General features: G+C 40.3%; 19 protein-coding genes and 2 riboswitches. Of the genes, 5 read left to right on the top strand and 14 right to left on the bottom strand.

Annotated features, from left to right (window positions below):
- Positions 1–73: 73 nt before the first annotated feature.
- Positions 74–1,501, bottom strand: a complete 1,428-nt coding sequence (gene hemY / locus AB1H92_RS02975; RefSeq protein ID WP_115360098.1) for a protoporphyrinogen oxidase — start codon at positions 1,499–1,501, stop codon at positions 74–76.
- 34 nt (positions 1,502–1,535) lie between these two features.
- On the bottom strand, positions 1,536–2,618 hold the full coding sequence (locus AB1H92_RS02970) for a TIGR04053 family radical SAM/SPASM domain-containing protein (RefSeq protein ID WP_115360097.1): 1,083 nt from the start codon (positions 2,616–2,618) through the stop codon (positions 1,536–1,538).
- Between the two features lie 306 nt (positions 2,619–2,924).
- Here AB1H92_RS02970 and AB1H92_RS02965 point away from each other — a divergent pair, with 306 nt between their 5' ends.
- Complete coding sequence (locus AB1H92_RS02965) at positions 2,925–3,962, top strand: PTS transporter subunit IIC (protein ID WP_115360096.1); 1,038 nt, start codon at positions 2,925–2,927, stop codon at positions 3,960–3,962.
- Positions 3,963–4,061: 99 nt separating this feature from the next.
- Here the strand turns inward: AB1H92_RS02965 and AB1H92_RS02960 are convergent, their stop codons facing one another.
- A complete protein-coding gene (locus tag AB1H92_RS02960; RefSeq protein ID WP_115360095.1) occupies positions 4,062–5,435 on the bottom strand; it encodes an LLM class flavin-dependent oxidoreductase in 1,374 nt (457 codons plus the stop codon).
- Positions 5,436–5,583: 148 nt separating this feature from the next.
- A riboswitch (SAM riboswitch) is annotated at positions 5,584–5,704 on the bottom strand.
- Positions 5,705–5,901: 197 nt separating this feature from the next.
- Positions 5,902–5,999: riboswitch (TPP riboswitch) on the top strand.
- A 178-nt stretch (positions 6,000–6,177) separates the two neighbouring features.
- Between AB1H92_RS02960 and AB1H92_RS02955 the strand changes: the two genes are divergently transcribed.
- Entirely contained in the window at positions 6,178–6,942 is a 765-nt protein-coding gene (locus tag AB1H92_RS02955) for a 3-oxoacyl-ACP reductase (protein WP_115360094.1), read from the top strand.
- A 95-nt stretch (positions 6,943–7,037) separates the two neighbouring features.
- Here the strand turns inward: AB1H92_RS02955 and AB1H92_RS02950 are convergent, their stop codons facing one another.
- From AB1H92_RS02950 to AB1H92_RS02940, 3 genes are all read right to left on the bottom strand, one after another.
- Positions 7,038–8,321, bottom strand: coding sequence for a GntP family permease (locus tag AB1H92_RS02950; protein ID WP_115360093.1), 1,284 nt, complete (start codon positions 8,319–8,321; stop codon positions 7,038–7,040).
- A 68-nt stretch (positions 8,322–8,389) separates the two neighbouring features.
- Positions 8,390–9,901 carry a CoA-acylating methylmalonate-semialdehyde dehydrogenase gene (locus AB1H92_RS02945; RefSeq protein WP_115360092.1) on the bottom strand — a complete coding sequence of 504 codons (1,512 nt, stop codon included), beginning with the start codon at positions 9,899–9,901 and terminating at the stop codon, positions 8,390–8,392.
- A 103-nt stretch (positions 9,902–10,004) separates the two neighbouring features.
- The gene (locus AB1H92_RS02940) at positions 10,005–10,913 is read right to left on the bottom strand and encodes an NAD(P)-dependent oxidoreductase (RefSeq protein ID WP_115360091.1); all 909 of its coding nucleotides are present in this window, start codon (positions 10,911–10,913) and stop codon (positions 10,005–10,007) included.
- Between the two features lie 242 nt (positions 10,914–11,155).
- Here AB1H92_RS02940 and AB1H92_RS02935 point away from each other — a divergent pair, with 242 nt between their 5' ends.
- Complete coding sequence (locus AB1H92_RS02935) at positions 11,156–11,761, top strand: TetR/AcrR family transcriptional regulator (protein WP_115360090.1); 606 nt, start codon at positions 11,156–11,158, stop codon at positions 11,759–11,761.
- A gap of 72 nt (positions 11,762–11,833) precedes the next feature.
- On the opposite strand, the gene AB1H92_RS02930 is transcribed toward AB1H92_RS02935, so the two are convergent.
- The 6 genes from AB1H92_RS02930 to AB1H92_RS02905 form a co-directional block, all read right to left on the bottom strand.
- Positions 11,834–13,060 carry a CaiB/BaiF CoA-transferase family protein gene (locus AB1H92_RS02930; RefSeq protein ID WP_115360089.1) on the bottom strand — a complete coding sequence of 409 codons (1,227 nt, stop codon included), beginning with the start codon at positions 13,058–13,060 and terminating at the stop codon, positions 11,834–11,836.
- Positions 13,061–13,217: 157 nt separating this feature from the next.
- Positions 13,218–14,492 (bottom strand): TRAP transporter large permease, encoded by a 1,275-nt coding sequence (locus AB1H92_RS02925; protein ID WP_115360088.1) that lies wholly within the window; start codon positions 14,490–14,492, stop codon positions 13,218–13,220.
- On the bottom strand, positions 14,489–14,986 hold the full coding sequence (locus tag AB1H92_RS02920; RefSeq protein ID WP_115360087.1) for a TRAP transporter small permease: 498 nt from the start codon (positions 14,984–14,986) through the stop codon (positions 14,489–14,491). Before AB1H92_RS02920 ends, AB1H92_RS02925 begins: the two co-directional genes overlap by 4 nt.
- A 294-nt stretch (positions 14,987–15,280) precedes the next feature.
- Positions 15,281–16,333: a DctP family TRAP transporter solute-binding subunit gene (locus tag AB1H92_RS02915; RefSeq protein WP_115360086.1), complete on the bottom strand. Its 1,053-nt coding sequence runs from the start codon at positions 16,331–16,333 to the stop codon at positions 15,281–15,283.
- Complete coding sequence (locus tag AB1H92_RS02910; protein WP_115360085.1) at positions 16,330–17,232, bottom strand: hydroxymethylglutaryl-CoA lyase; 903 nt, start codon at positions 17,230–17,232, stop codon at positions 16,330–16,332. Before AB1H92_RS02910 ends, AB1H92_RS02915 begins: the two co-directional genes overlap by 4 nt.
- On the bottom strand, positions 17,233–18,429 hold the full coding sequence (locus AB1H92_RS02905) for a CaiB/BaiF CoA-transferase family protein (protein ID WP_115360084.1): 1,197 nt from the start codon (positions 18,427–18,429) through the stop codon (positions 17,233–17,235).
- Positions 18,430–19,178: 749 nt separating this feature from the next.
- On the opposite strand from AB1H92_RS02905, the gene AB1H92_RS02900 reads away from it, so the two are divergent.
- On the top strand, positions 19,179–20,597 hold the full coding sequence (locus AB1H92_RS02900; RefSeq protein WP_115360083.1) for a YfcC family protein: 1,419 nt from the start codon (positions 19,179–19,181) through the stop codon (positions 20,595–20,597).
- Positions 20,598–20,650: 53 nt separating this feature from the next.
- Here AB1H92_RS02900 and AB1H92_RS02895 read toward each other — a convergent pair whose 3' ends face one another.
- Positions 20,651–21,781: a M20 peptidase aminoacylase family protein gene (locus tag AB1H92_RS02895; RefSeq protein WP_115360082.1), complete on the bottom strand. Its 1,131-nt coding sequence runs from the start codon at positions 21,779–21,781 to the stop codon at positions 20,651–20,653.
- Between the two features lie 2 nt (positions 21,782–21,783).
- Positions 21,784–22,608, bottom strand: coding sequence for a MurR/RpiR family transcriptional regulator (locus AB1H92_RS02890; protein WP_115360081.1), 825 nt, complete (start codon positions 22,606–22,608; stop codon positions 21,784–21,786).
- 349 nt (positions 22,609–22,957) lie between these two features.
- Between AB1H92_RS02890 and AB1H92_RS02885 the strand changes: the two genes are divergently transcribed.
- Positions 22,958–23,947, top strand: coding sequence for a dipeptidase (locus AB1H92_RS02885; RefSeq protein ID WP_243835817.1), 990 nt, complete (start codon positions 22,958–22,960; stop codon positions 23,945–23,947).
- Positions 23,948–23,953 lie beyond the last annotated feature (6 nt).

Here is a 23,953-nt window from a genome sequence, read left to right as displayed (position 1 = left end):
AACAAAAAAGACAATCAAATCGTTCATCTTATTGTCTTCTTTGCAGTACAATGGACAGTTTTTTCCTACCCATCTAATTTACAGCCAAATACGCTACCATCTGCTCAGCTGCACGTTTACCTTGCCCAACACAGTCCGGAATCCCAACACCTTCATATCCCGCACCGCAGAGGAATAGGCCAGGTTTTTGTGCTTTAAGATTCTCCCTAACTTTCTTCAATTGTTCAAGATGATGAAGTGGATACTGAGGCATCGAGTGCATCGCCCGAGTGATTGTATAGGAATTTGGTGTGGCGGTAATTCCCATAATATCTTTAAGGTCTTTTTGAACTTTTGCCAATATCTCTTCATCTGACCACTTCACCCATTGTTGGTCCTTTTCACGTCCTACATAACATCGTAGTAAATACTTGTTTTCTGGAGCCGCATGTAGCCATTTAGACGATGACCATGTACACGCAGTGAGGATAGTTCCTTCATTCGCAGGAATTAAGAAGCCTGTTCCATTCATTGGATAAGAAATATCTTCTTTATCGAATGTTAAAGAGACGTTGGCAACGGAAACGTAATTGACTTTTTCCAACAAATGAATAGATTCCACGTCTGACAACAACGACGCTGCATGGTGATTGGGCAATGCAAAGACAATTCCATCTGCGTGAAGTTTAGTTTGATCATCCAAATGGACTTGATAGCCGTTATCCCTTTGGTCGACTTTAGTTACACCTTTCCCTTTGATGATTCGAATCGATTTCAACGCTTCTTTCAACGCTTCTATTAATGTTGACATGCCGTTTTTATAAGTCAAAAACATACTTTTCTTTGCAGCATCAGGTAAGTCCCCTGAAGTAGGGCGATTTTTCATTCCAGCAGCCATCCCTAAAATTAGGCTGCGATATTTTTGTTCCATTTCAACTAAATTCGGGAACGTCGCTTGAAGACTAAGCGTATCGGTATCCCCAGCATAAATCCCGCCAAGAAGAGGTTCTGTGATATTTTCCAAAACTTCTTTTCCTAATCGACGTTGGATGAAGTGCCCAAGCGATTCGTCTTCTAAATTTTTCTTCTTAGGAAGCAATAAATCAAGAGATGCCCGTAACTTTCCTATAGGAGAGATTAATCCCGTTTTCATGAACGGTGTTAATTTTGTCGGAATGCCTAGCACAAGTCCAAGCGGCATTTGATGTAATTTATTTTTATGATATATATAATTCGTCCTTGCATTTGGATTCGTACCGATCAATTCATCCTCAAGCCCAAGCTCTTTTGTCAACGTTATGATCGGTAATTTACGAGCAAGAAATGCATCAGGTCCTCTTTCAATGAGAAATCCATCCTTACGAAGCGTTTGAATTTTTCCGCCCAATTCCTCACTTTTTTCAATTAACGTAATGTCGACCGGAATCTGCTGCTCATCAAATTGTTTTTTCGTATAAAATGCAGCACTTAACCCTGTGATGCCTCCACCAATGATGATTACTTTCTTACAAGGTTTCCCCAAAACTACTACTTCCTTTCTACTATCGAATTGTCAATTATACTCTCAATGCTTTTGGAATATAGGCGCAATATGGATCGCTTTCAAGGTAGTCGCCCGTCACCGCGTAAGCACGTGATCTGGAACCGCCACATATATTTTTAAACTCACAAACACCGCATTTCCCTTTCAATTTGGACTTGTCACGTAAGTCCTTCATAACAGGAGAATTTTGATAAATATCTGCAAGGGATTGTTCGCGTATATTCCCACACGCGATTGGTAAAAATCCACTTGGGTAGACCGCACCTGTATGGCTAATAAAAACAAACCCATCACCATCATTTACTGGCTGTGGTGCACGGCCTAGAATATCTGGACGCTTCAATATTTCTTCCTCACCTAATCGTTTTCTTTCTTGCAAATAAACCCTTCGATAATGAGGTGCTTCGGTCGTTTTCACACCATAAGGCATTCTTTGTTGAACTTGATAGAGCCACTTCATCACTTCTTCATGTTCCTCGGCACTTACCATGTCCTTTTGCATCCCTCTACCTGTTGGGACAAGGAAGAATGTGCTCCATAACACCGCACCCATTTCTTTCACTTTTTCAGCAATCGCTTCAAGATCATGAAGATTATATTTGGAAATCGTTGTGTTCACTTGAATCGGAATGCCGGCCTCTTTCAAATACTCGATACCTTTCATTGTCCGATCAAATGACCCTCTTGTGCCACGGAAATGATCATGAATTTCTGCACAAGAACCATCCAGACTGAATGCCCAGCGTGACAATCCAACTTCTTTCGCTTTTAGAATTGCGTTACGCGTAACCTTTGGCGTAGCGCTTGGCGTCATCGAGACAGGAAGACCTTTCTCTTCAATGGAATACTTGGCAAGCTCGAACAAATCCGGACGCATTAAAGGATCTCCACCTGTAAAGACAAAAAGAGGGTTATCCATTTCCGCAATTTGATCAATTAGATGCTTGCCTTCCTCAAAAGATAGCTGATACGGATCGGCTTCATATTGCGCCTCTGCTCGACAGTGCAAACATTTCAACGCACATGCGCGGGTTACTTCCCAGATCACAATAAATGGATGCACATTAAAATCTCTTTCCTTATTCAAATTAAACATGGTTTACACTCCTTTAATTTTGCGGCAACAGTAATAACGAATTGTTTAATTAAGAATAAAGAATTTTCGTTTTTGTATATGTGATTTAAATCACAATATACATTAACATTGTGTCGAAAATACGAATTTTCTTTCAAATAAGGCTGTGCGTTGTTCAATTAGACTACTTCTCTTGTATTTGCCTCTCTATGAAAATAGTCTATAGATCATAACCGACCTTAATGATCAAATACTCGACGCTATTGACAATTTTCTGAACAGTCATTATAATTAGTCGCATTATCATCTAGAATGGAGCTTGGTAGAATGAAGGATTTTTTCAGTAAGTTATTAACGGGAATGAGTATTGGCATTGTTGTTGCTTTAATTCCAAACGCGTTATTGGGAGAGATTTTGAAACTACTAATTCCACATTTTCCAGCATTACAGCACTTATTTGATATTACTTTTTTTGTAATGAGCTTGCTGCCAATCCTTATCGGTGTCATGGTTGGGGTTTCATTTAAACTGTCACCGATTCAAATTGCGAGTGTCGGCATTGCATCAATGGTTGGAAGTGGGGCTGTTGAAAAAACGGCAGAAGGATTATTTGTATTAAATGGCATTGGCATTGTTGTGAACACTGGCCTAACAGCTGCTTTGGCTGTATTGTTCGTCCAATTTCTTGGCAATCGTTTGAAAGCCTATTCCATCTTACTGATGCCTACATTGGGGATTTTAATCCCTGGAATGATTGGTTATTCCATACTTCCTTATGTGAAAAGTTCTACTGGCATCATTGGCACTGGCATCGAACATGTCACAACCTTACAACCGGTTTTGATGGGCGCCATTATCGCAGTTATTTTCTGTCTCATTATCTTATCGCCAATTTCGACAGTAGGTGTGGCGACAGTAATTATGCTATCTGGAATTGGATCTGGCGCAGCGAACTTAGGGATTGTCGCAACTGGGGTAGGATTTGCCATTGCCAGTTATAAAGCAAATAACCTGGGAACCGCACTCGCTCACGTATTAGGTTCGCCAAAAATTCAAATGAAAAACTTTTTAATGAAACCGAAAATCGCTTTACCAATGCTCATCACTGCTGCCATTCTAGGTGCACTAGCAGGCGTATTAAATATTCAAGGAACACCTTACAGTGCTGGATTTGGTTTATCTGGTTTAGTCGGACCATTAAATTACATAACTTTTGCAGAAGGTGGATGGACGCTGCAAAACATTACCATTATGCTCACCACTTTCTTCATTCTGCCACTCTTGTTGAATCTTGGTCTCATCTATGTATTTTCTAGGCAATTAAAGATGATTCAAGCTGGGGACTACAAACTGGATTTTGATTGATGATAAAAAAGAAGTCGACCATTAACCGACTTCCTCATAAGTATTTCAGCAACTAGTTTAAAAAAGCGCGTGCCACACAACTGTGACACGCGCTTTTTATTAAACTAAAACAGGCTGCTTTCTATACTGATTCGCCGTATGATGTTCTGGTAAGCGGTCATTGCCGAATAGTTTCTTTCGGAACGTCCCCTCTTCGTATTCTTTCTGTACGAGACCACGTTCTTGTAAAACGGGTACGACATGGTCAACAAACTCTTCAAATGTTCCAGGAGAAATGACGTAAGAAATATTAAAGCCGTCAATTCCGATAGCGACCAATGCTTCCATCGCGTCCGCAATGCTTTCTGGCGTTCCTACTTCAACGTGACCTAGTCCGCCAATGCCCACAAATTCCGCCGCCTCCCGAACTGTCCATTCTTTCGTTGGGTCTGCATTGGTGAAGTTTTCCACAACGGATTGAATGGCTTCGCTTTTTACGTATTCAAGTTTATCGTCTGGGTCGTACCCGGAAAAGTCGATTCCCGTCCACCCGCCGAATAATGCCAAGGCACCTTCATAACTAATATGTTTTTTATATTCTTCAAACTTCCGATCCGCAGCTTCTTGTGTTTCACCAATAATGGGTGTGAAGGACGCAATAATTTTTACATCCTCAGGATTTCGTCCCGCTGCCTCGGCTTCTTGTCGCAAGGATTGGATTGTTTGCTTTGTCGTTTGTGGCGTTGGGGTACTTATAAAGACAAGTTCCGCATGTTTCGCCGCAAATTTCTGTCCTGTATTGGAAGCACCGGCTTGGAAAATGACAGGCGTTCGTTGTGGGGAAGGTTCACTTAAATGTGCACCTGGCACTTTGAAATATTTCCCTTCATGCTCGATATCATGAACTTTATCTGGATCCGCATAGATGCCTTTTTCTTTATCGACCACAACGGCGTCCTCTTCCCAGCTGCCTTCCCACAGTTTATAAACGACTTCCATATATTCATCCGCAACTGCATAACGTTCCGAGTGACCGATTTGATTTTCTTTTCCAATATTTTTAGAGGCACTCTTCAAATAAGAGGTTACGACATTCCAGCCAATTCGGCCTTTCGTTAAATGATCCAACGTTGACATGCGCCTCGCAAAAATATAGGGATGCTCGTGACTTGTGGAAGCTGTTAATCCAAAACCTAAATGCTTTGTTGCTTGCGCCATAATCGGAACGACGAACGCTGGATCGTTTAGTGGCGCTTGAACGCCATGCCGAATCGCTGCATCACGCGATCCTTCATATACGTCATACACCCCTAATACATCCGCTATAAAAATCGCATCAAAACGACCTCTTTCCAATACTTGCGCCACATGCGTCCAATATTCTGCATCCTTATAAGTGGAAGCTTGATCGTCCGGATGTGTCCATAATCCCGCCGAATAATGTCCTGCACAATTCATGTCAAATGCGTTTAAATAAATTCTCTTTTTTGTCATGTGAATAAACTCCTGTCCATTTATTTTATTAAACTATATTTAACCAATAAACAAACTAGGTTTAATGGTTGATAACGACCTGATAACATCTTGAACCATACAAAAAAACCTCTTCTACAAAGGAAGAGGTTTATCTATTACACGCTCTTCCTCATCTCTCAAATGTTGAACATTTGCTGGAATTAGCACCTTTTCGCATTTGTTTATCACAAATAGGATGGTTGCCGCAGGATCGTAGGACCAGTTCCTCCCCTGACTCTTGATAAGGAATAATATTAAGTTTATTAAGAATATTTACATCATACCTAACTTCTAGTAAACTGTCAAGGTCGGAATTGTTTCATGTTTTTATGGTCAGCAGAGACTGATAGAAATGGATTCCTTTATTTATCGACCAAAACTGACAAACTCTCACTTTATTTCACAAAAGTAAGATTTGTGGTAAAATTATGGTAATCACATCATAGTAGATCACTGGGGGCGCCTTTTGGCTGAGAAGAGTTACTCTGACCCTTAGAACCTGATCCGGTTGATACCGGCGGAGGGAAGTGAATTTTTTCTGTATGCAGATCACTCCTCCAGTGGTCTTTTTTTGTGGCTATACAAAACAATGAAGGCTGAAGGAGGCGGGTAGATGCGACAAGCATAAGACGAATTAACGGAGTAGCGTTTTTTGCTACGCAGTTAATTTGGCTTATGACTCGAGCATCTGCCTCCTGAAGCTAGAATGGAGCTGTAGAAAGTGGAGCTAAAAGATCAAGTAGTACTCGTAACAGGAAGTAGCCGTGGACTTGGAGCGGCCGTTGCTAAAGCATTCGGAAGGGTTGGCGCGAAAGTAGTTGTCAATTATGTTTCACGAGAAGCGCAAGCAAATGCGGTTGTGGATGAAATCGGACGCGAGCAGGCCATTGCGATTCAAGCGGACGTTAGAAATCGCGAAGAAGTAAAGGCAATGTTTGAGGAAGCAAAAGCACATTTTGGTCAATCCATTACAACAATCGTCAACAATGCACTGATCGATTTTTCATTCAATGGCGACGCAAGAAAACAATTAGATACGATTGAATGGGAAGATTATAATCAACAGTTTGAAGGCAGTGTCAAAGCAACACTCAACACATTGCAGGCAGGTAGGCCAGATATGGCGGCAGCAAAGTTTGGACGCATTATCACAATCGGAACCAATTTGGTCCAACACCCTGTCGTTCCTTACCACGACTACAATACTAGTAAAGCCGCGCTACTCGGGATGACGCGCAATATCGCAAAAGAGCTCGGTCCAGATGGCATCACGGCGAATATGGTATCAGGTGGGCTGTTACTTAAAACGGATGCAAGTGCCGCTACGCCAGATGTGGTGTTTGATATCATTAAAGAAAACACCCCGATTGGAAGCGTAACCACACCAGAAGAAATGGCAGATGCCATTCTATTCTTCGCATCACCGTGGAGCCGGGCTGTGACGGGGCAGAATCTAATTGTAGACGGCGGGCTTGTGATGAATTAATCGCGACAATTAATTCGTAAATCAACATAAAAAAAGAAGCATGCTTTCATGTAGCGTGCTTCTTGTTTTCTCAATGAATCATCCCAAAACAATCCTCAATAAATTCCCAATATCGCAAGCCCAATTGCTGGGATCAAAGAAAGCATTGGGAAGACAATCGCAATTACAGCCATTTCTTTATAAGATTGTTTATGCGTCATCCCAGTCACGAGTAAAATCGTCAAGATGGCTCCGTTATGCGGTAACGAATCCAAACCACCAGATGCAATCGAGGCAATTCTATGGAAAGCTTCTGGAGACGGACCGACCGTCGTAGCGATTTCATAATAATGGCTCCCTAAAGCTTCAAGCGTAATTCCCAATCCGCCAGATGCTGAACCCGTTGCCCCAGCTAACACGTTGACAGCAATCGCCTCAGATATTAATGGGTTTGCCTTAATGCCTAAAATCATCTCACTCAACTTTTCGAACCCAGGAACTGACCTAACAACCGTCCCGAATCCAACAGCGGCACTTGTGTTAATCATCGCCATAACGGAGTCACCCGCCCCGCCATTGATCGCTTTCGTAAAGCCTTTAAACTCTTTAATAGAAATGAGTAAAATGAGTAATATACCTGCGCCAAGTGCGACAACGATATTCCACTTCAACAAATTTAACGTAATTACGACCACAGCTAATGGCAGTAAAGATAGAAGAATAGGTGGATAGTTTTTTCTTTCTTCTTGCTTATGTTTTGTATCCGGTTCGATAAATACCTCGCCCGCTGCTCTCAACACTTTTTCACGGTGTTTTAAATAAAGGATTGATCCAACTGCCATCACCGCAGATGCAACCAAGCCGATAATCGGTGCTGCCGCTGGCGTTGTATTAAAGTACGCCGTCGGAATTAAGTTTTGTATTTGCGGCGTTCCAGGCATGGCCGTCATCGCAAATGTCATCATCCCCGCAACAATCGTTCCAGGTAACAACCTTCTTGAAATATTCGCTTCTCTAAACATATTCAGCGCGAGCGGATAGACAGCAAAAACAACAACGAAAACGCTTACACCGCCATACGCAAGCACACTAGATGCGATAATCACACCAAGAATGGCACGCTTTTCACCAAATACTCGCGCAATTCCAAGCGCAACGGAATGCGCCATCCCACTGAACTCCATTAATTTCCCGAAAATCGCACCAAGCATAAAAATCGGGAACCAATCTTTTGCGAAATTAACAAAACCACTCATATATGTATTCGTATACGCATCCAATAAGTCAAGACCGCCAGACCAAGCGACAATTCCTGCACAAATCGGTGCAATCCAAATGATAGACCAACCAAAATACGCCAAGACCATTAACAGGACTAATCCTATAAAAATCCCTAGCATATTCCCACCCCCTGTGGTATTTTTTCATAAAAACAGGATCGCAGTTAAGCGATCCTGTCATTCATGACTTAACTGCTTGGGAAATTAAAGTCTGTTTTACTTTCATTGTACGCAGTGTCAAACCATCTCTCAGAAACTGTCTTTCTCTTCGTAAAGAAACGAACTAAGTCTGGCCCAAACATCTGGCCTTCACCGAAGCTTGAACGTTTCCATCCGCCAAAGTTATGGTAGCCAACTGGAATTGGAATTGGAACGTTTACGCCGACCATTCCTACTTCAATGTTTTCTGTGAACTTCCTTGCCGCGCTTCCGCTATCCGTAAAGATTGTGACACCATTTCCAAATTCGTGTTCGTTAATTAAGTCAATCGCCTCTTCCAGCGTATTAACACGAACAACAATACGTGCTGGTCCAAATACTTCTTCTTTATAAATTTTCATATCCGGCGTCACATGGTCTAGCAATGTCGCGCCTAAGTAAAAACCTTCTTCATGTGGAACTTCAGGATGACGGCCGTCTGCTGCAAGGACCGCACCTTCTTCGATGGCTTCTTCAATTGCATTCAGCACATTCGCTTTCGCTTCCGCACTAATTAATGCACCAAAGTCCGCACTTTCATCGTCATACGTTCCTACTTTTAGTTCGTTAATTTTTTCTTTTAATCTCGCTACAAACGCATCAGCTGTTTTTTCGCCAATTGGCATTGCCGTTGAAATCGCCATACAACGCTGGGACGTTCCACCGTATGCCGCGCCGATAAAGGAATTAACAGCTGTATCAATATCCGCATCTGGCATAATAATCATATTGTTCTTTCCGCCACCAAACGCTTGAACACGCTTATGATGCTTCGTTCCTTTTTCATAAATCGCTTCCGCAATTGGTGTCGAACCAACGAAACTAACAGCCTTTACGTCCTTATGTTCAAGCAGTGCATCTACTGCCTCTTTATCACCATTCACAACGTTCCACACACCTGCAGGTAATCCCGCTTCAGCCCATAGTTCTGCAACGAATAGTGCTGAGAATGGAACTTTTTCTGAAGGCTTCAAAATCATCGCATTTCCAACTGCAACGGCCATGACGCTCATCGCAACTGGCACCATGACTGGGAAGTTAAACGGTGCAATACTCGTCACAACACCTAGCGGTTTCTTCATATAATAAGCATTGATTTCTCCGCCAACGTTTACTGAATGATCCCCTTTCAATAAATGCGGCGCACCCAATGCAAAGTCTACAGATTCGAGGCCTCTTGAAATTTCACCTTTTGCATCATCAATTGTTTTACCATTTTCTTTACCAATTAACGCTGCCAATTTATCCGTATTCTCAACGAGCAAAGCACGGAAATTATGGAAGACTTCCATTCTTCTTGCAACAGAAAGCTTCGACCATTTTTCAAATCCCTTTTGCGCCAAAGCGACAACTTCGTTTACTTCTTCAGCAGAAGCTAATGGCACTTCAGCAATCTTCACGCCAAGGGATGGGTTGTACACATCGCCGTATCGTCCACTCTTTCCTTCTACTGTTTCACCGTTAATATAATGACCTAACTTTACGATTTGTTCTGTTTTCATTGATCCTTCTCCTCCTTATGATGGTGCCAGTCACTCATACATTCACGTTTGTTTAAACAAACGTGTTTATTGAAACATTCATGTTTGTTTGGGTGACTGATACTTAAGCTTCTTGAAGTTGTTTGTTGATTTCTTCTTGAATCATGACATACACAGAAGACATATCTTTATCTGCATAGCCCTCTTCAACAGCCGACTCATAAAATTCGATTAGTTTCTCTGAAAGAGGGAGCTTTCCATGAACCGAATCTGCATAGTCCTTTGCAAGCTTTAAATCTTTTAACAGTAAAGCAGTTGCAAAAGCGCCATCTATATACTCATCTTGCGAGATGAAAGTTTTGTAGTTTCGTGTGAATAAAGTACTTTGACCAGAACTCACATTGACGATATCATAAACAATATCCTTATCGAGTCCAGCTCTTTCTGCAATTGTCAGTGCTTCTGCTACAGCTTGGTTATGGAAACCTGCCATTAAGTTATTAATTAACTTTACGATTGTCCCCGCTCCTGGGTCATCCCCAACATGGAAAACATTCGCCCCTAGCACTTCTAAATAAGGAAGCACTGCATCGTAAGTTGTTTTGTTTCCACCAACCATGATCGCGAGTGTAGCATTGACTGCCCCACTTACACTGCCACTGACGGGTGCGCCGAGATAGTCAAGATTATTCTCTTCAGCCGCTTTCGCAACTTTCCTATTTACATCAGGTGAAATTGTACTTAAATCTACTAAAGTAGTAGGCTTTTTACAGTGCTGAATAATGCCATCTTCCCCTAAAAATACAGCTTCTGCAATTTGCGGTGTTGGCAAACTAGTAAAGATTAAGTCTACTTCGTTGACGAGTGAAGCAGTCGTCAAACCTGTTTTGCCCCCCAACGCTGCCAATCTGTGTTCGCTATCTTTATTCAAATCTAGCCCATAAACTGTATAGCCTTTAGCAAGTAGGTTTTTCGCCATCGGAAAACCCATATTTCCAAGACCAATAAAACCAATCTTCTTTTCGTTAGTCATACTAATTCCTCCCTATGTATGGAAATTAACGCACACTGCTGAAAGCGCTTTCTCTTCGGTGCCAGTCACTAATACATTCATGTTTGTTTGAGTAACTGGCACTCGATTGAATTCACATACCCTAGTCACATACTAGAGTCACATACCATGGTATTTACATAATAACCTTTAATTTCTGACATGTCAAATTAATTTTAATAAACTATTTTTATGGTATTATCAGTTGTAAGGGAGGACAAAGCATGTCAAAACTTACACCAAGGCAAGTAAAAGCACAAGAAACGAAAGAAAAACTATTAGAAACTGGCTTAAAACTCTTTCATGAAAAAGGCTTTGATCATGTAACCGTTGATAGCATCGCCAAAGCCTGCAACGTATCTAAAGGTGCATTTTATACACATTTCGACTCTAAATACGACATCTTTCTAGAAAAATTTAAAGACATCGATAACTTTTATCTATCATTCGTCCCTTCGATTCCGAAAGATATAACTGCAAGTGAAAAAATACTACTTTTTTATGAAGGCCAATTAACTTACTTAAGAGATGAGTTAGGAAAAGACTTAATCCGGACCGTTTACGCAAGCCCCCTCTCGCTAACCATTACGGAAGATCACTATTTAGCCAGTCCACAGCGAAATCTTTACAAAATTATTCACGCATTTGTGGAAGAGGGAGTGGAGTCAGGCGAGTTTAAAAAAGACTTCCCCGCGGAGTACATCTCCATGCTCGTCACACGTTGCATGAGAGGAACGATTTATGACTGGATTATTTTTGGAGACAAATTGGACCCGGTGGAAGAGATTGAGCGGTTTACTTCGACGTTTTTGGATGGGGTGCGGAAATAAAAGAACCAGGTTCCAACACGATTCAGAATCGTGTTGGAACCTGGTACATTACAATGTTATTGCCAGAACCTGTCACCCATTATGTTTTTCTTCAAAAATAACTTCCTGTTCTCTTAAACTCGCTATTTTCTCCACGCTGTATTGCAATAACTCTTTTAACACTTCGTCATTATGAAAACCTAGCTGCGGTCCGACCCAGTCCATGTCTCCCGGAGTTTCACTTAATTTGGGCACAATTCCCGGAAATTTTACTGTACCTAAATCTTCTATTTCCATCGTTTTGATAAGATTTCGACTCTGTACATGTTCATCTTCAATAATATCTTTAACGTTATATATCGGACCAGCCGGCACTCTCGCTTGATCCAGAATAGTGATTGCCTCTTTCAACTCATGTTGGCTCGTCCAAAGCTCAATCACTTCATCCAAATAATCAGCTTCTGCCACTCGCCCATCATTCGTTTCAAATTTAGGGTCTTCTGCGAGGTTCGGCTTTCCGATGGCGTACATGAGTCGCTTGAAAATCGCATCCCCATTCGCGCCAATCACAATATATTTTTCATCCTTGCATCGGTATGTATTCGATGGTGCAATGCCTGGTAAAGTACTGCCTGATCTTTCGCGAATATAATTAAATACATCGTACTCTGGCACCATACTCTCCATCAAACTAAATACGGCTTCGTACAAGGCAACATCAATGTATTGACCTTCTCCGGTACCTTTCACATCACGATGATATACAGCAAACATTGCCCCGATGACACCGTATAAGGCCGCAATAGAATCACCAATACTAATGCCGATACGGGTTGTTGGACGATCAGGATAACCCGTCAAATAGCGAAGTCCACCCATTGCCTCTGCGATACTTCCAAATCCAGCCTTGTCACGATATGGGCCATCCTGTCCATAACCAGAAATACGAACCATAATAATGCCCGGATTAATCTTCTTTAGATCCTCATAACCAAGCCCCCACTTCTCCATGACACCCGGTCTAAAATTTTCTACAACAATATCTACTTCTCTTACTAAGTCTTGAATAATTTCGATGCCTTCTTCTATTTTCAAGTTTACGGAAACGGACTTTTTATTCCTTGATTGAATATACCACCACAAAGAAGTTCCATTATGAAGCTTACGCCATTTTCGAAGCGGATCACCATTTCCCGGCGACTCAATTTTAATCACTTCAGCGCCAAATTCAGCAAACAACTTCCCCGCAAACGGACCGGCGATTAAACTTCCCATCTCGAGAACTTTCAACCCTTCCAGTGGCTTCTTTTTCAGTTGCATTTTAATACCCCTTCCCAAAACCTTAATGTCTTCTAACAATAAGTGGGGATTTCTGTGAGATTAATAATCCTTCAATTTTGATAACGCTTGTGAATGAAGAGACCTATACTGTTCTCACAGTCCCCCTCAACATTTCAATTAGTATTCAAACTTGTTTTTACTTAACATTGTCAACCAGCACAGTCGCGATTTGCGGAAAGAACGATAAGATAACCATGAATACTAGCATAATAACGGCGTAAGGAACGACACCTTTTACAATTTCACTAATTGTATTCTCCTTATTCAGTCCTTTCAAAACGAATAAGTTCAGCCCAACCGGAGGAGAAATTAATGCCAATTCCATATTAATCACCATAATAATTGCAAACCAAATTGGATCAAAGCCGAGTGCAATAATAATTGGGTATAAGATTGGTAATGTAATGACAAGAATAGAAACTGTCTCCAAAAACATCCCCAAAATGAGCAGGACGATGTTAATCAAAATGAAAATCACCCACGGAGAAATATCTTGTGTTGTTGCTACATTTACAATCGTTTGCGGGATCTGAAGAATTGTTAAAATAAACCCTAACAACATCGCACCAATAATAATGAATAAAATCATTGTATTTGTTTTCACAGTTTGAAAAATGATGTTCTTTAAGTTAGGCAATGTTAAGTTCCGATATACGAATGCCGCTATCGCAAAACTGAGCACGACCCCGATCGCAGCCGCTTCGGTCGGTGTAAAAATACCTGTATAAATTCCACCAATAATGATGATGGGTAATAACAAACCCCATATGGCTTGCCTCGATGCTTCAACTCGCTCTTTCCATGTTGCCGGGATATCTTTAATATGTCGAGTTTGATAAGCTGAAAAAATCATAAACGACAGTGTCAACACAATTCCAGGAATAATTCCCGCAACAAAAAGTTTACCAACTGATTCTCCTGTAACCGAACCATAAATAATCATTGGAATACTTGGTGGGATTAAAATCCCTAGTGTACCGCCTGCCGCAAGTAATCCCAGTACATGCCGTCTATTGTATCCCCGTTTCACCATTTCCGGAAGCGCAACAGCACCGACTGTGACAGCTGTCGCTACACTGGAACCTGAAATTGCTGAAAAGATTGTACAACAAAAAATCGTAGCGATTGCCAATCCCCCCGGAAAGTGGCGGAACCATCTGCTTGCCATCTCATACAAATCCCGTCCAACGCCACTAACCACTAGTACTTGGCTCATCAATACATACATTGGGAGAGCAGTCAATGAAAAGTCATCTAATGATTTATAAGAAATGATGGGGATTTGCATAAATGCAGTCGTGCCGCCGTTAAAAAAATACATACCAGCAATGGCTAGCAAACCTAAAGTGAATGCGACAGGAAGCCCGAGCAGTAAAAGGGCACCCATTCCCCCTGCAAAAAAGATGTTCAAATGTGCTCCCCCCCTTCATGTATGCCGCCGTCTATCAACTGCATGATAAATGCGATACATAATAATCCTCCGCCAATCGGGAGGAATGACTCCGGAATATACATTGGAATTCTCAATAAAGAGGACGATGTTACACCTAAAGCAAATGTCTTCATGACATGTAAATAACTGTAAACCGTTAAAATGATACTAAATAGTAAACCGAGCGAATTCGTCAAATAAGCTAGTATTGTTTTCACCCGATCATTTACAGCATTAATTAATAAATCAACAGTAATATGTGAATAAGTTCTGACCGCATAAGCACTTCCTAAAAAACAACTACCAATAACCGCGTAGATTGATAACTCTGTCGCCCATGAAGTCGGCTTATGAAAAAAAGAACGCGAAACAACTTCATAGAAAACCATCAATGTTGTAAGCATGATTAAAGAACCTGCAACATATGCACCTAATTTAATCAATAAATCAAAAAAATGATATACTTTTTTCATTAGCACTTTCCTCCATCCACTGCACTTTCGCATATTTTCGTACTTTGTATGTAGGTTGAAAGATTGACCGAGAAATTAATAGATATTAGCCTTCAGTCCCTCTTTCATAAGCTTTGATTACCAATCGATTAGAAAATAGTCCGCCTTCAAATAAAAAACATAGAAGTGGCGGACTACTCTCCAATATAATTCAACTGCTAATATGAATGAATGACGTTTTACATTTACAACGTCTTAAAATACTGCCCCTACTGATTGCATGTGCTAGAACATTATGAATATTAAAGATTCACATTACTCATTATCAATAATATCAAGTAGCTCTTGTCCTAGGTCGCCAGCCGTTTTCAAGTATGCTTCTCGAACAGGCGCCGCTGCTTCAACCCACTCTGGTAAATCTTCTTCCGGAACCACATATACATCCATTCCATTCTCTTCTAATGCTTTAGCAGACTCGCTATCTTCCTTTTCTGCTTGTTCACGAATCCATTCCTCTGTTTCTTTAGCCGTCTCTTCAATTAATGCTTGTGTTTTCTCTGGCAAGCCATCCCAGAAGTCCTTATTGACTGCTAATAAAAACTCAAGATATGCGTAGTTATTAATCGTCAAATATTTTGTCACTTCATCATATTTTCGTTGAAGCATCGCTGTCGTACCAGATGTTGCGCCGTCTACTGTATCTCTTTGCAATGCCATGTATACTTCGCCCCCTCCCATAAATACTGGAGAAGCGCCATACGCTTGTATAAGTTCAGATGGTAAATCACCAATACTTCTTATCTTTAAACCTTTAAAGTCTTCAGGGGATTTTAATTGACGTTTATTGTTCGCAAATTGCACGTAACCATAATCGGCAAAAAGGAGTACCTTTGCCCCTTTTTCTTCCATAGCACCGCGTAACTTGTCACCAAATTCACCATTTACTGCTTTCCCTACTGCGGAATAGTCATTGAAGATATAAGGAACATCAAATATTCCCATGGCTGGAACTGTCGATGCCCATAACGTCGAAGAGTTTACGCCCATTTCTACGCCGCCCGTCAATATAGATTGGTTCATATCTTTATCACTCAGCAATTGGCCAGCTGGGTACACTTGCATATCCACTTTCCCACCAGACTTTTCTTTAATATCTTCAGCAAACTGTTCAATTCCAACTGATATGTGGTGGTCTTGAGGTAAATTGTAGGCAAGCCTAATTGTTGTAGCTTCGTATTCCTCAGTACTTCCTCCAGCGTCACCTGAATCACCTTTTGATTCAGTCGTTTCTCCCTCCGCGTCACTACATGCCGCCAACACTAAGATGGCCATCATAGAAACAACCAGTCCTAACAACCATTTTCTCATTTAATAATCCCCTCTCTTTTCTCTACATGCCGAATACGTCCCAACGGGTTATTCGTTGATAAGCTAGCGGCATAGTCGGCAACATCCAATATCTTCTCGAAATGTATACCAGTATCAATGTCCATTTGTTCAAATAGATAGACTAAGTCTTCAGTAGCTAAATTTCCTGCTGCACCTGGTGCGAATGGGCATCCACCAATTCCACTCACTGCGGTTTCAAATATTCGAATCCCCGCCTTGTAAGCTGAATAAGCATTCGCCAAGCCAAGCCCTCTCGTATCATGCAAATGAATGGCTACCGGTATCTCTTGTGCAATTTCTAAAACTTTCGGCATTAGTCGTTCTACTTGGAGTGGCGTCGCAATACCGATTGTATCCGCAATTCCAATTCGGTCAGCACCTGCTTCTATGGCTTTTCCCACGATCTCTACTACTCGTTCTTCTGGTACATCACCTTCATAGGGACATCCAAAACTAACTGCAATGGCGAAACAAGTTGAGATACCGTCTGCTTTTGCTTGTGTCGTAACCTTATTAAATTGGACCAGGTTTTCTTCAATCGATAGGCCGATATTGTTCTGATTGAACAATTCAGATGCCGCACTTACCCAAGTAATTTCGTCGGGTTTATAGATCTTGGCTCGATCATATCCTTTCAGATTAGGAACGAGTGCAATCCCTTCTAACTTCGGTATTTGAACGGCAGCCGAAAGAACTTCATCCGCATCTGCCATCTGCGGAACCCTATCTGGTCGAACAAAAGAGGTGACCTCGACTTTAGAAACACCCGCTGCAACTAACTGTTCGACAAGCTTCAGTTTTTGCTTCGTAGCAATCAATCTAGCGTCATTTTGCAAACCATCCCGCGGGCTAACATCAATAATTGAGACCGATGCCATTCATACGACCCCTTTTTCTTTCAATTTTCGGAAATCTTCAAACGTGAAATCCAAGTACTCTGAATATAATTCCTCATTGTGTTCACCTAGTGTTGGCCCATTAGATTCAATCTTTCCTGGTGTCTCAGATAACTTCGGAACGATTCCCGGAACTAATATCTTTTTGCCATCCGGTAACACAACTTCTTGCAACATGCCTCGCGCTTTATAATGAGGGTCTTTCACAATGTCTTGAATATTGTAAATCGGACCTACTGGAACAGAGGCTTGGTCTAAAACTTGTTGAACTTCTGCTAATGTATGTTTCTTTGTCCATGCTTCAATTGCTGCATCAATGATATTTACATCATCCGCTCTGCCCTGATTGTCTGCGTACTTCGGTTCATCGGCCAGATCCTCTCGATTAATCGCCCTCATCAGTCTTTGGAAAATTTGATCGCCATTTCCACCAATGACAACGTGTTTTCCGTCTGCACATTCGTATGTATTAGATGGTGCAACCCCCGGAAGTGTACTCCCCGTCCGTTCTCTTATCTGACCAGACAAATCATATTCTGGCAACACCCCTTCAAGCAGACTAAAAACAGCTTCATAGAGTGCAACATCAATCACTTGCCCTTTCTTTTCGGGGTGCTCATCTCGAACCCGAAGCGCCATAAGCGTCCCAATGACAGCATACAAACCCGCTACCATATCACCAATGGCAATTCCCATCCGTACTGGCGGTAAATCTGGATAACCCGTTAAATAACGCAAGCCCCCAATCGCTTCTGCTACACTACCGAATCCCGGTTTTTCTTTGTATGGACCAGTTTGGCCATAACCTGAAATGCGGGTCAAAATAATGGAAGGATTTATTTTTTTCAGCTCTTCATACCCAAGTTTCCATTTTTCTAAAGTGCCCGGCTTGAAGTTCTCCAGAACAACATCGACTTTACTTACAAGTTTTTTGACAATCTCTTGTCCATGCGGTTCTCGTAAATTAGCTGTAACGGACTTCTTATTCCTACTTTGTACGGACCACCATACAGATGTCCCATTATGCATGACGCGCCATTGCCGCAGTGGGTCACCACTGGTCGGTTCCTCAACTTTAATCACCTCTGCGCCAAACTCCGCAAGTATTTTTCCAGCGAATGGGGCAGCGACGATATTCCCTAACTCCAAAACTTTGATACCTTCTAACGGCCTCTTCATAACCTCCCCCCTTTCTAATTAAACTAGTTTTCAGAATGATTAACTTATTTTCTGAAAGGACTTAATTGAAAGAATATAACAATAATACTAATTAGTCAATGTCACATATTTGAAATATATTTTTAAACTTTTTTATTTTATTCATTTCTATAGAGTTATGCGTAATTAAACCTAACAAATGGATATAAACAAAACTTTTCCTAAAAGACATTTCTGAAACTTCATTATCCACTCCAAATAACAGCAACAAAAAACACAGCAATAAATGTTTAGTTAATACTGTGGTATATCAACAACTCTTCATAATTCACTTTTAAAATCTGCTAATTAATATGAGAAATAGTGAGTTTCCCAGAATTTTTTGACACTCCAACTTATTCACCCCACCTACGATTTAAACAAATAAAAACTCTCTAAACATAAATTTCAAACTTCATCTTGAAAACCAACAAAATAAAGTTTATACTTTATTCCAACTATTAAGTTTGGTTTTACTTTATTGCCTATTCTAAAAAATAATTAGACTTAATATTGAATAACTAATAAATAGAAGTAAATACGAGGTGATAAGATATTTTCGACAAAAAAATAGAGTAGACCGGGTAGGTGCATATGCCACTCACTATAAGAAGCTTGGATTCTCAAATTCATAAATTAAAGCGGATTCACGCAGAAAACATTTACTAACTAGTTTCATAGACAATGTATTATTTTCAAAATATTTAATCAGTAAAAGGAGGATATTGTAAATGAACACAACAACAAAAAAGAAATTTAAATTTTCGATGCCCGATGCATTCATCATTATTTTCAGCATTGTTGCTTTGGCGTCAATTGCAACATACATTATTCCATCAGGAGCTTATGATCGTGAAACAATTGACGGTGTTACGAGAGTTGTTCCTGATAGTTATGCGAAAACTGAAGCGAACCCTACAAATTTATTAGATTTATTTACATCTATTCAAATTGGGATGGTTCAATCCGCGAATATTATCTTTTTAATATTTATTATTGGTGGGATTGTAAGAGTAATTGAATCGACAGGCGCGATTGACTCTGGGATTAATTCGCTCATCCAAAAGACAAAAGGTCGTTATATGCTGCTTATTACTTCAGTAGCAGGGATTTTTGGTTTACTGGCTTCGATGGGATTGGCAGCAAATGCTGTAATTGCCTTCATACCGATAGGAATTGCATTAGCAAGGTCATTAAAGCTCGATGCAATTGTAGGAATCTCAACAATTTATCTTGGGTATTATGCGGGGATGATTGCAGGTATTTTTGATCCGACGATTCTAGGACTTGCTCAAACGATTGCAGAATTACCACTGTTTTCGGGTATGCCGTTACGTATCGTTATTTTTATTGCGTTAATTACGATTACGATTACATATACAAACCTTTACGCTAAAAAGATTAAACATAATCCAGAAAGATCGATTATGGGGAATAAACCATTCGGAGATCACGAAGAAGTGGAAGTTTCAACTCAAGAAAACGTTCAAAATACAACTTTTTCAGCCGTCCAAAAATCAGTTTTACTAACTTTTATTGGTGCTATCGGTATTTTTATTTTCGGTGCGTTTACACGTGGTTGGGGACTAAATGAATTAGTTGGAATTTTCTTAATTATGGGTGTCGTGATTGCAATTATCGCACGCATTACCCCAAATAACTTTGTTAAAACGTTTATCGAAGGTGCGCAAGCCATTACGTACGGCGCACTTGTCGTCGGTCTGGCCCGTGCAGTCATCGTCGTTTTAGAGGATGGAAAAATTATCGATACAATTGTAAATGCTGCGTTAGGGCCTTTACAATCAATGCCTGTATTATTAGGCGGACAACTCTTATTTATTTTCAACCTGCTATTTAATTTACTCGTTACATCAGGAACAGGTCAAGCTGCAATCGTTATGCCGATCATGGTTCCACTCGTTGATATGTTAGGGATTACAAGACAAACTGGAACACTAGCCTTTATGCTCGGCGACGGGATTACAAATATTATTACACCGACTTCTGGTGTGTTAATGGCCGTACTCGCAGTGGGCGGCGTTAAATGGACACAATGGGTTCGTTTTGCGTTTCCAATCATGCTCATGTGGGTAATTGTAGGGATCATTTCTATCACATATGCCATTTACACGGGATATGGACCGTTTTAATGAATCATCAAAAAAGATTCTAATGAGCATATCATTAGAATCTTTTTTCTTACTTATTTATTCATCTCATACGTTTGAATCACTGCCTCATGTAAAATATCGACACCATTCATCAGTGCTTCCGTATTAAATCTCATGTTCGGATGATGAAGTCCTGGTGCCAAATCGCATCCGAGTCCTAGCATCGTCGCTTTTAAGCTCGGCTTCTTAATGGTATAAAAGTGGAAGTCATCTCCGCCAGGCGTGACCAATGGCTTGTCTACTTGATCGACACCTAAAACATTTTCAATCGCTTTACTCATAATCGAGATGGCTTCATCGTTTGTTTTAGCTGCCGCAATTCCACTCTCTTTTGTCACTTCCAATTGGATATTATACAAGTTACGTACCGCATCAAATATTGCGTGAACCTTTTCTACAAGTTCCTTCATAACTTCATTGTTTTGAGCACGTAAGTCAAAAGAAAACGATGCACTGCCTGGAATAATATTGGCGCTTTTCCCACCCGCTTCGAATTTTGTCATTTTTGCAGAATGAGGAATTCGCGGATCTAGGTGAATTTTACTCAATAAATTTACAATTTCCGTCCCGACCTCGATTGCATTCGTATTTAAATGCGGTCTTGCGCCATGTGCATCTGTACCAGTTACTTGTACTTGAATTGTCTTCGTCGCACCATGAACAATGACTGGTGCGGCACTTCCCATAGGAGTTTCTTCAATTGGTCTCAAATGAACGCCGTATAAATAATCTACATCTTCAACAGCGCCTTTCTCTACCATTTTAAGCGCCCCTTCTCCAACTTCTTCGGCAGGTTGGAAAATGAATTTAATCGCTACATGATCTTTTAGTTCAGGCGTTTCTTTTAATTTCCATAAAACACCAAATACCATCGACATATGTGCATCATGGCCGCAAGAATGGTTCGGTTGGAATTTCCCGTCTACTTCTTGCCAAAGTGCGTCAATGTCAGCTCGAATGGCAACGACTGGCAATCCCTTTGAAAAGTTACCGTATTTCCCAACCACACCCGTTGCATCCACATATGTAATCGTTTCACAACCGTACTTCTCTAAAGTTTCCTTTATATACTTAGTCGTATTTACTTCTTCCCAGCTGATTTCCGCATTTTCATGTAAATAATGAAATGTACTCAGTACTTTTTCCTCGATTGTATTCCCCATTTTTATTTCCCCTCATTTATATAATATTTATAATCCTGTCCCGAAATAGACTTCCTTTTCCCTTCTCTTTCCAGAACATTCATCACTTCAAATAAAAGAACATTTAAGAAAGACATTGTAATTGGCGATTTATGAATCAACACGCGATTTCTAGTAAAAACTAATGGAATTACAACATCAGCAAACTCAACAATCGGTGAAGCATTCGTATCCGTAATCGCAATTACTTTTAATCCTCTATTCTTTGCTTTTTCTGCTAATCTTAATGTATCCGTCGCGTACCTAAAGAAAGAAAAGGCAATGACAATCGACTCTTCAGGTAACTGCTCAACCAACTGAAAATCTTCTTCGGCTCGATATAAAATGGTATCCCCTACAAGGTACTGCAAATTAATTGATAACCAATGTGCGAAAGTGAAAGATTGATAGTGTCCGACAATGAGTCTTTTTTTACTAGACATAATCATATTGACGGCTTGTTCAATAAGATTCACATCGAGTTGCTCTATATTTCTATTTAAATGCGCAATATCTGTCAACATACTATCAAATAGTGGATGATCATTTTTCACCGAAGTCGTTTCTTGCATATGATTTAATAAATATTCTCTTACATCAAACTGAAAATCTTTAAATCCTTTGTAACCAATTTCATGACAGAATCGAATAATCATTGTCTCAGAAACACCAATGATTTCACCCGACTTCTTCGCCGGATGAATCGCAAATGTCATTGGGTCCGCAAATAAATTATCCGCTACTTTCTTTAATCCTTTTGTTAGCGAATCATATTTCTTCTTCGACTCAACTAAATATTTAGGCTCCATAAAAGTACCTCATCTTATTTAATTTTGAACCAAAAACTTTATTTCCGCTTGAAACAAAGTATATACGCTAATATAACCGTTTTCAAGTTATAATATTTTGTCAATTCGTACTTTTTTTTGGTGGTGCCCACTCTTTTGGATGGTGCCAGTCACTCATACTTTCATGTTTATTATGTTTATCTAAACAAACGTGTTTATTGAAACTTTCGTGTTTGTTTAAGTGACTGGCACGAGATACACCCACCACTAGTCACACCCATAATTTAATATTTCACCCTTGTTTTAATATACAGAATAAATTACACTATATTAAAACCTATCTAGAATCAAAGGAGGGATAGATTTGAAAGTGTTCGATATCCATTCAGATCTTTTAACGGATATTGCTTGGAGGCGGAGTCGAGGAGAAACGAATGTATTTGATCGCATTCATTACCCTAGATTAAAACAAGGCGGCATCGATTCAATGATTTGCGTGATTTGGGTTGAACCGGCATTTCGCAACAATCCACTTGCACGATTCCAGGAAGTACTACAACATGCAATAGATGACTTACGCACTTCCAAACATGCAAACATTTGTCTGACGACCAAAGATATGAATCTAACGAACTCAGATACCATCAACCTATTTTTAGGGATTGAAGGAATGACTTTTATCGAAGAGTGGCTAAAAGACTTTTCAGACGACAACGTTGGAAGCGCCTTCAAACATCTACATCAACAACAATTTAGACACGCCATCTTTGTTTGGAATGAATGGAATGCATTCGCAAGTGGTACAGGAGCAATTGATACACCTCCAAAGAGAGGCATTACACATTTTGGAGAATTAGCAGTTCAGCAGTTAAATGCTATGAATTGGATTCTAGATGTTTCCCATTTGGATGAAGCTTCCTTTTGGGATATGTATCGCCTAACTGAACAGCCATTGATGGCCTCCCACAGTAATGCATATACACTCTGTACGCATGAACGAAATTTAAAGGATGAACAAATTAAAGCGATTGCTGCACGTGACGGACTCATCGGATTGAATGCATTCAATGGGTTTATCGATAAAAGTAATCCTACACTAGAAAGTTTTATCGACCACGCGGTATATATCGCAGAACTTGTAGGTCCTGAATACATAGCTTTCGGTTTTGACTTTATCGATTACTTAGCCCCATATGATATAGGGGCTTCTTTCACTGGCAGTACTTTGGGACTTGAAAACGTAACAAAAGTTCCAACTTTATTAGACGCCATGGAAAAAAGAGGATTTACTCCCAAAGAAATCAAAGGGATCCGTTTTCATAATGCGTTTCAATTCATGAAAAAACATATAAAAAATTAGGGGGAG

The organism is Sporosarcina pasteurii, from assembly GCF_041295575.1.
GTDB lineage: Bacteria > Bacillota > Bacilli > Bacillales_A > Planococcaceae > Sporosarcina > Sporosarcina pasteurii.
This window is presented reverse-complemented; position numbering and strand designations above follow the sequence as displayed.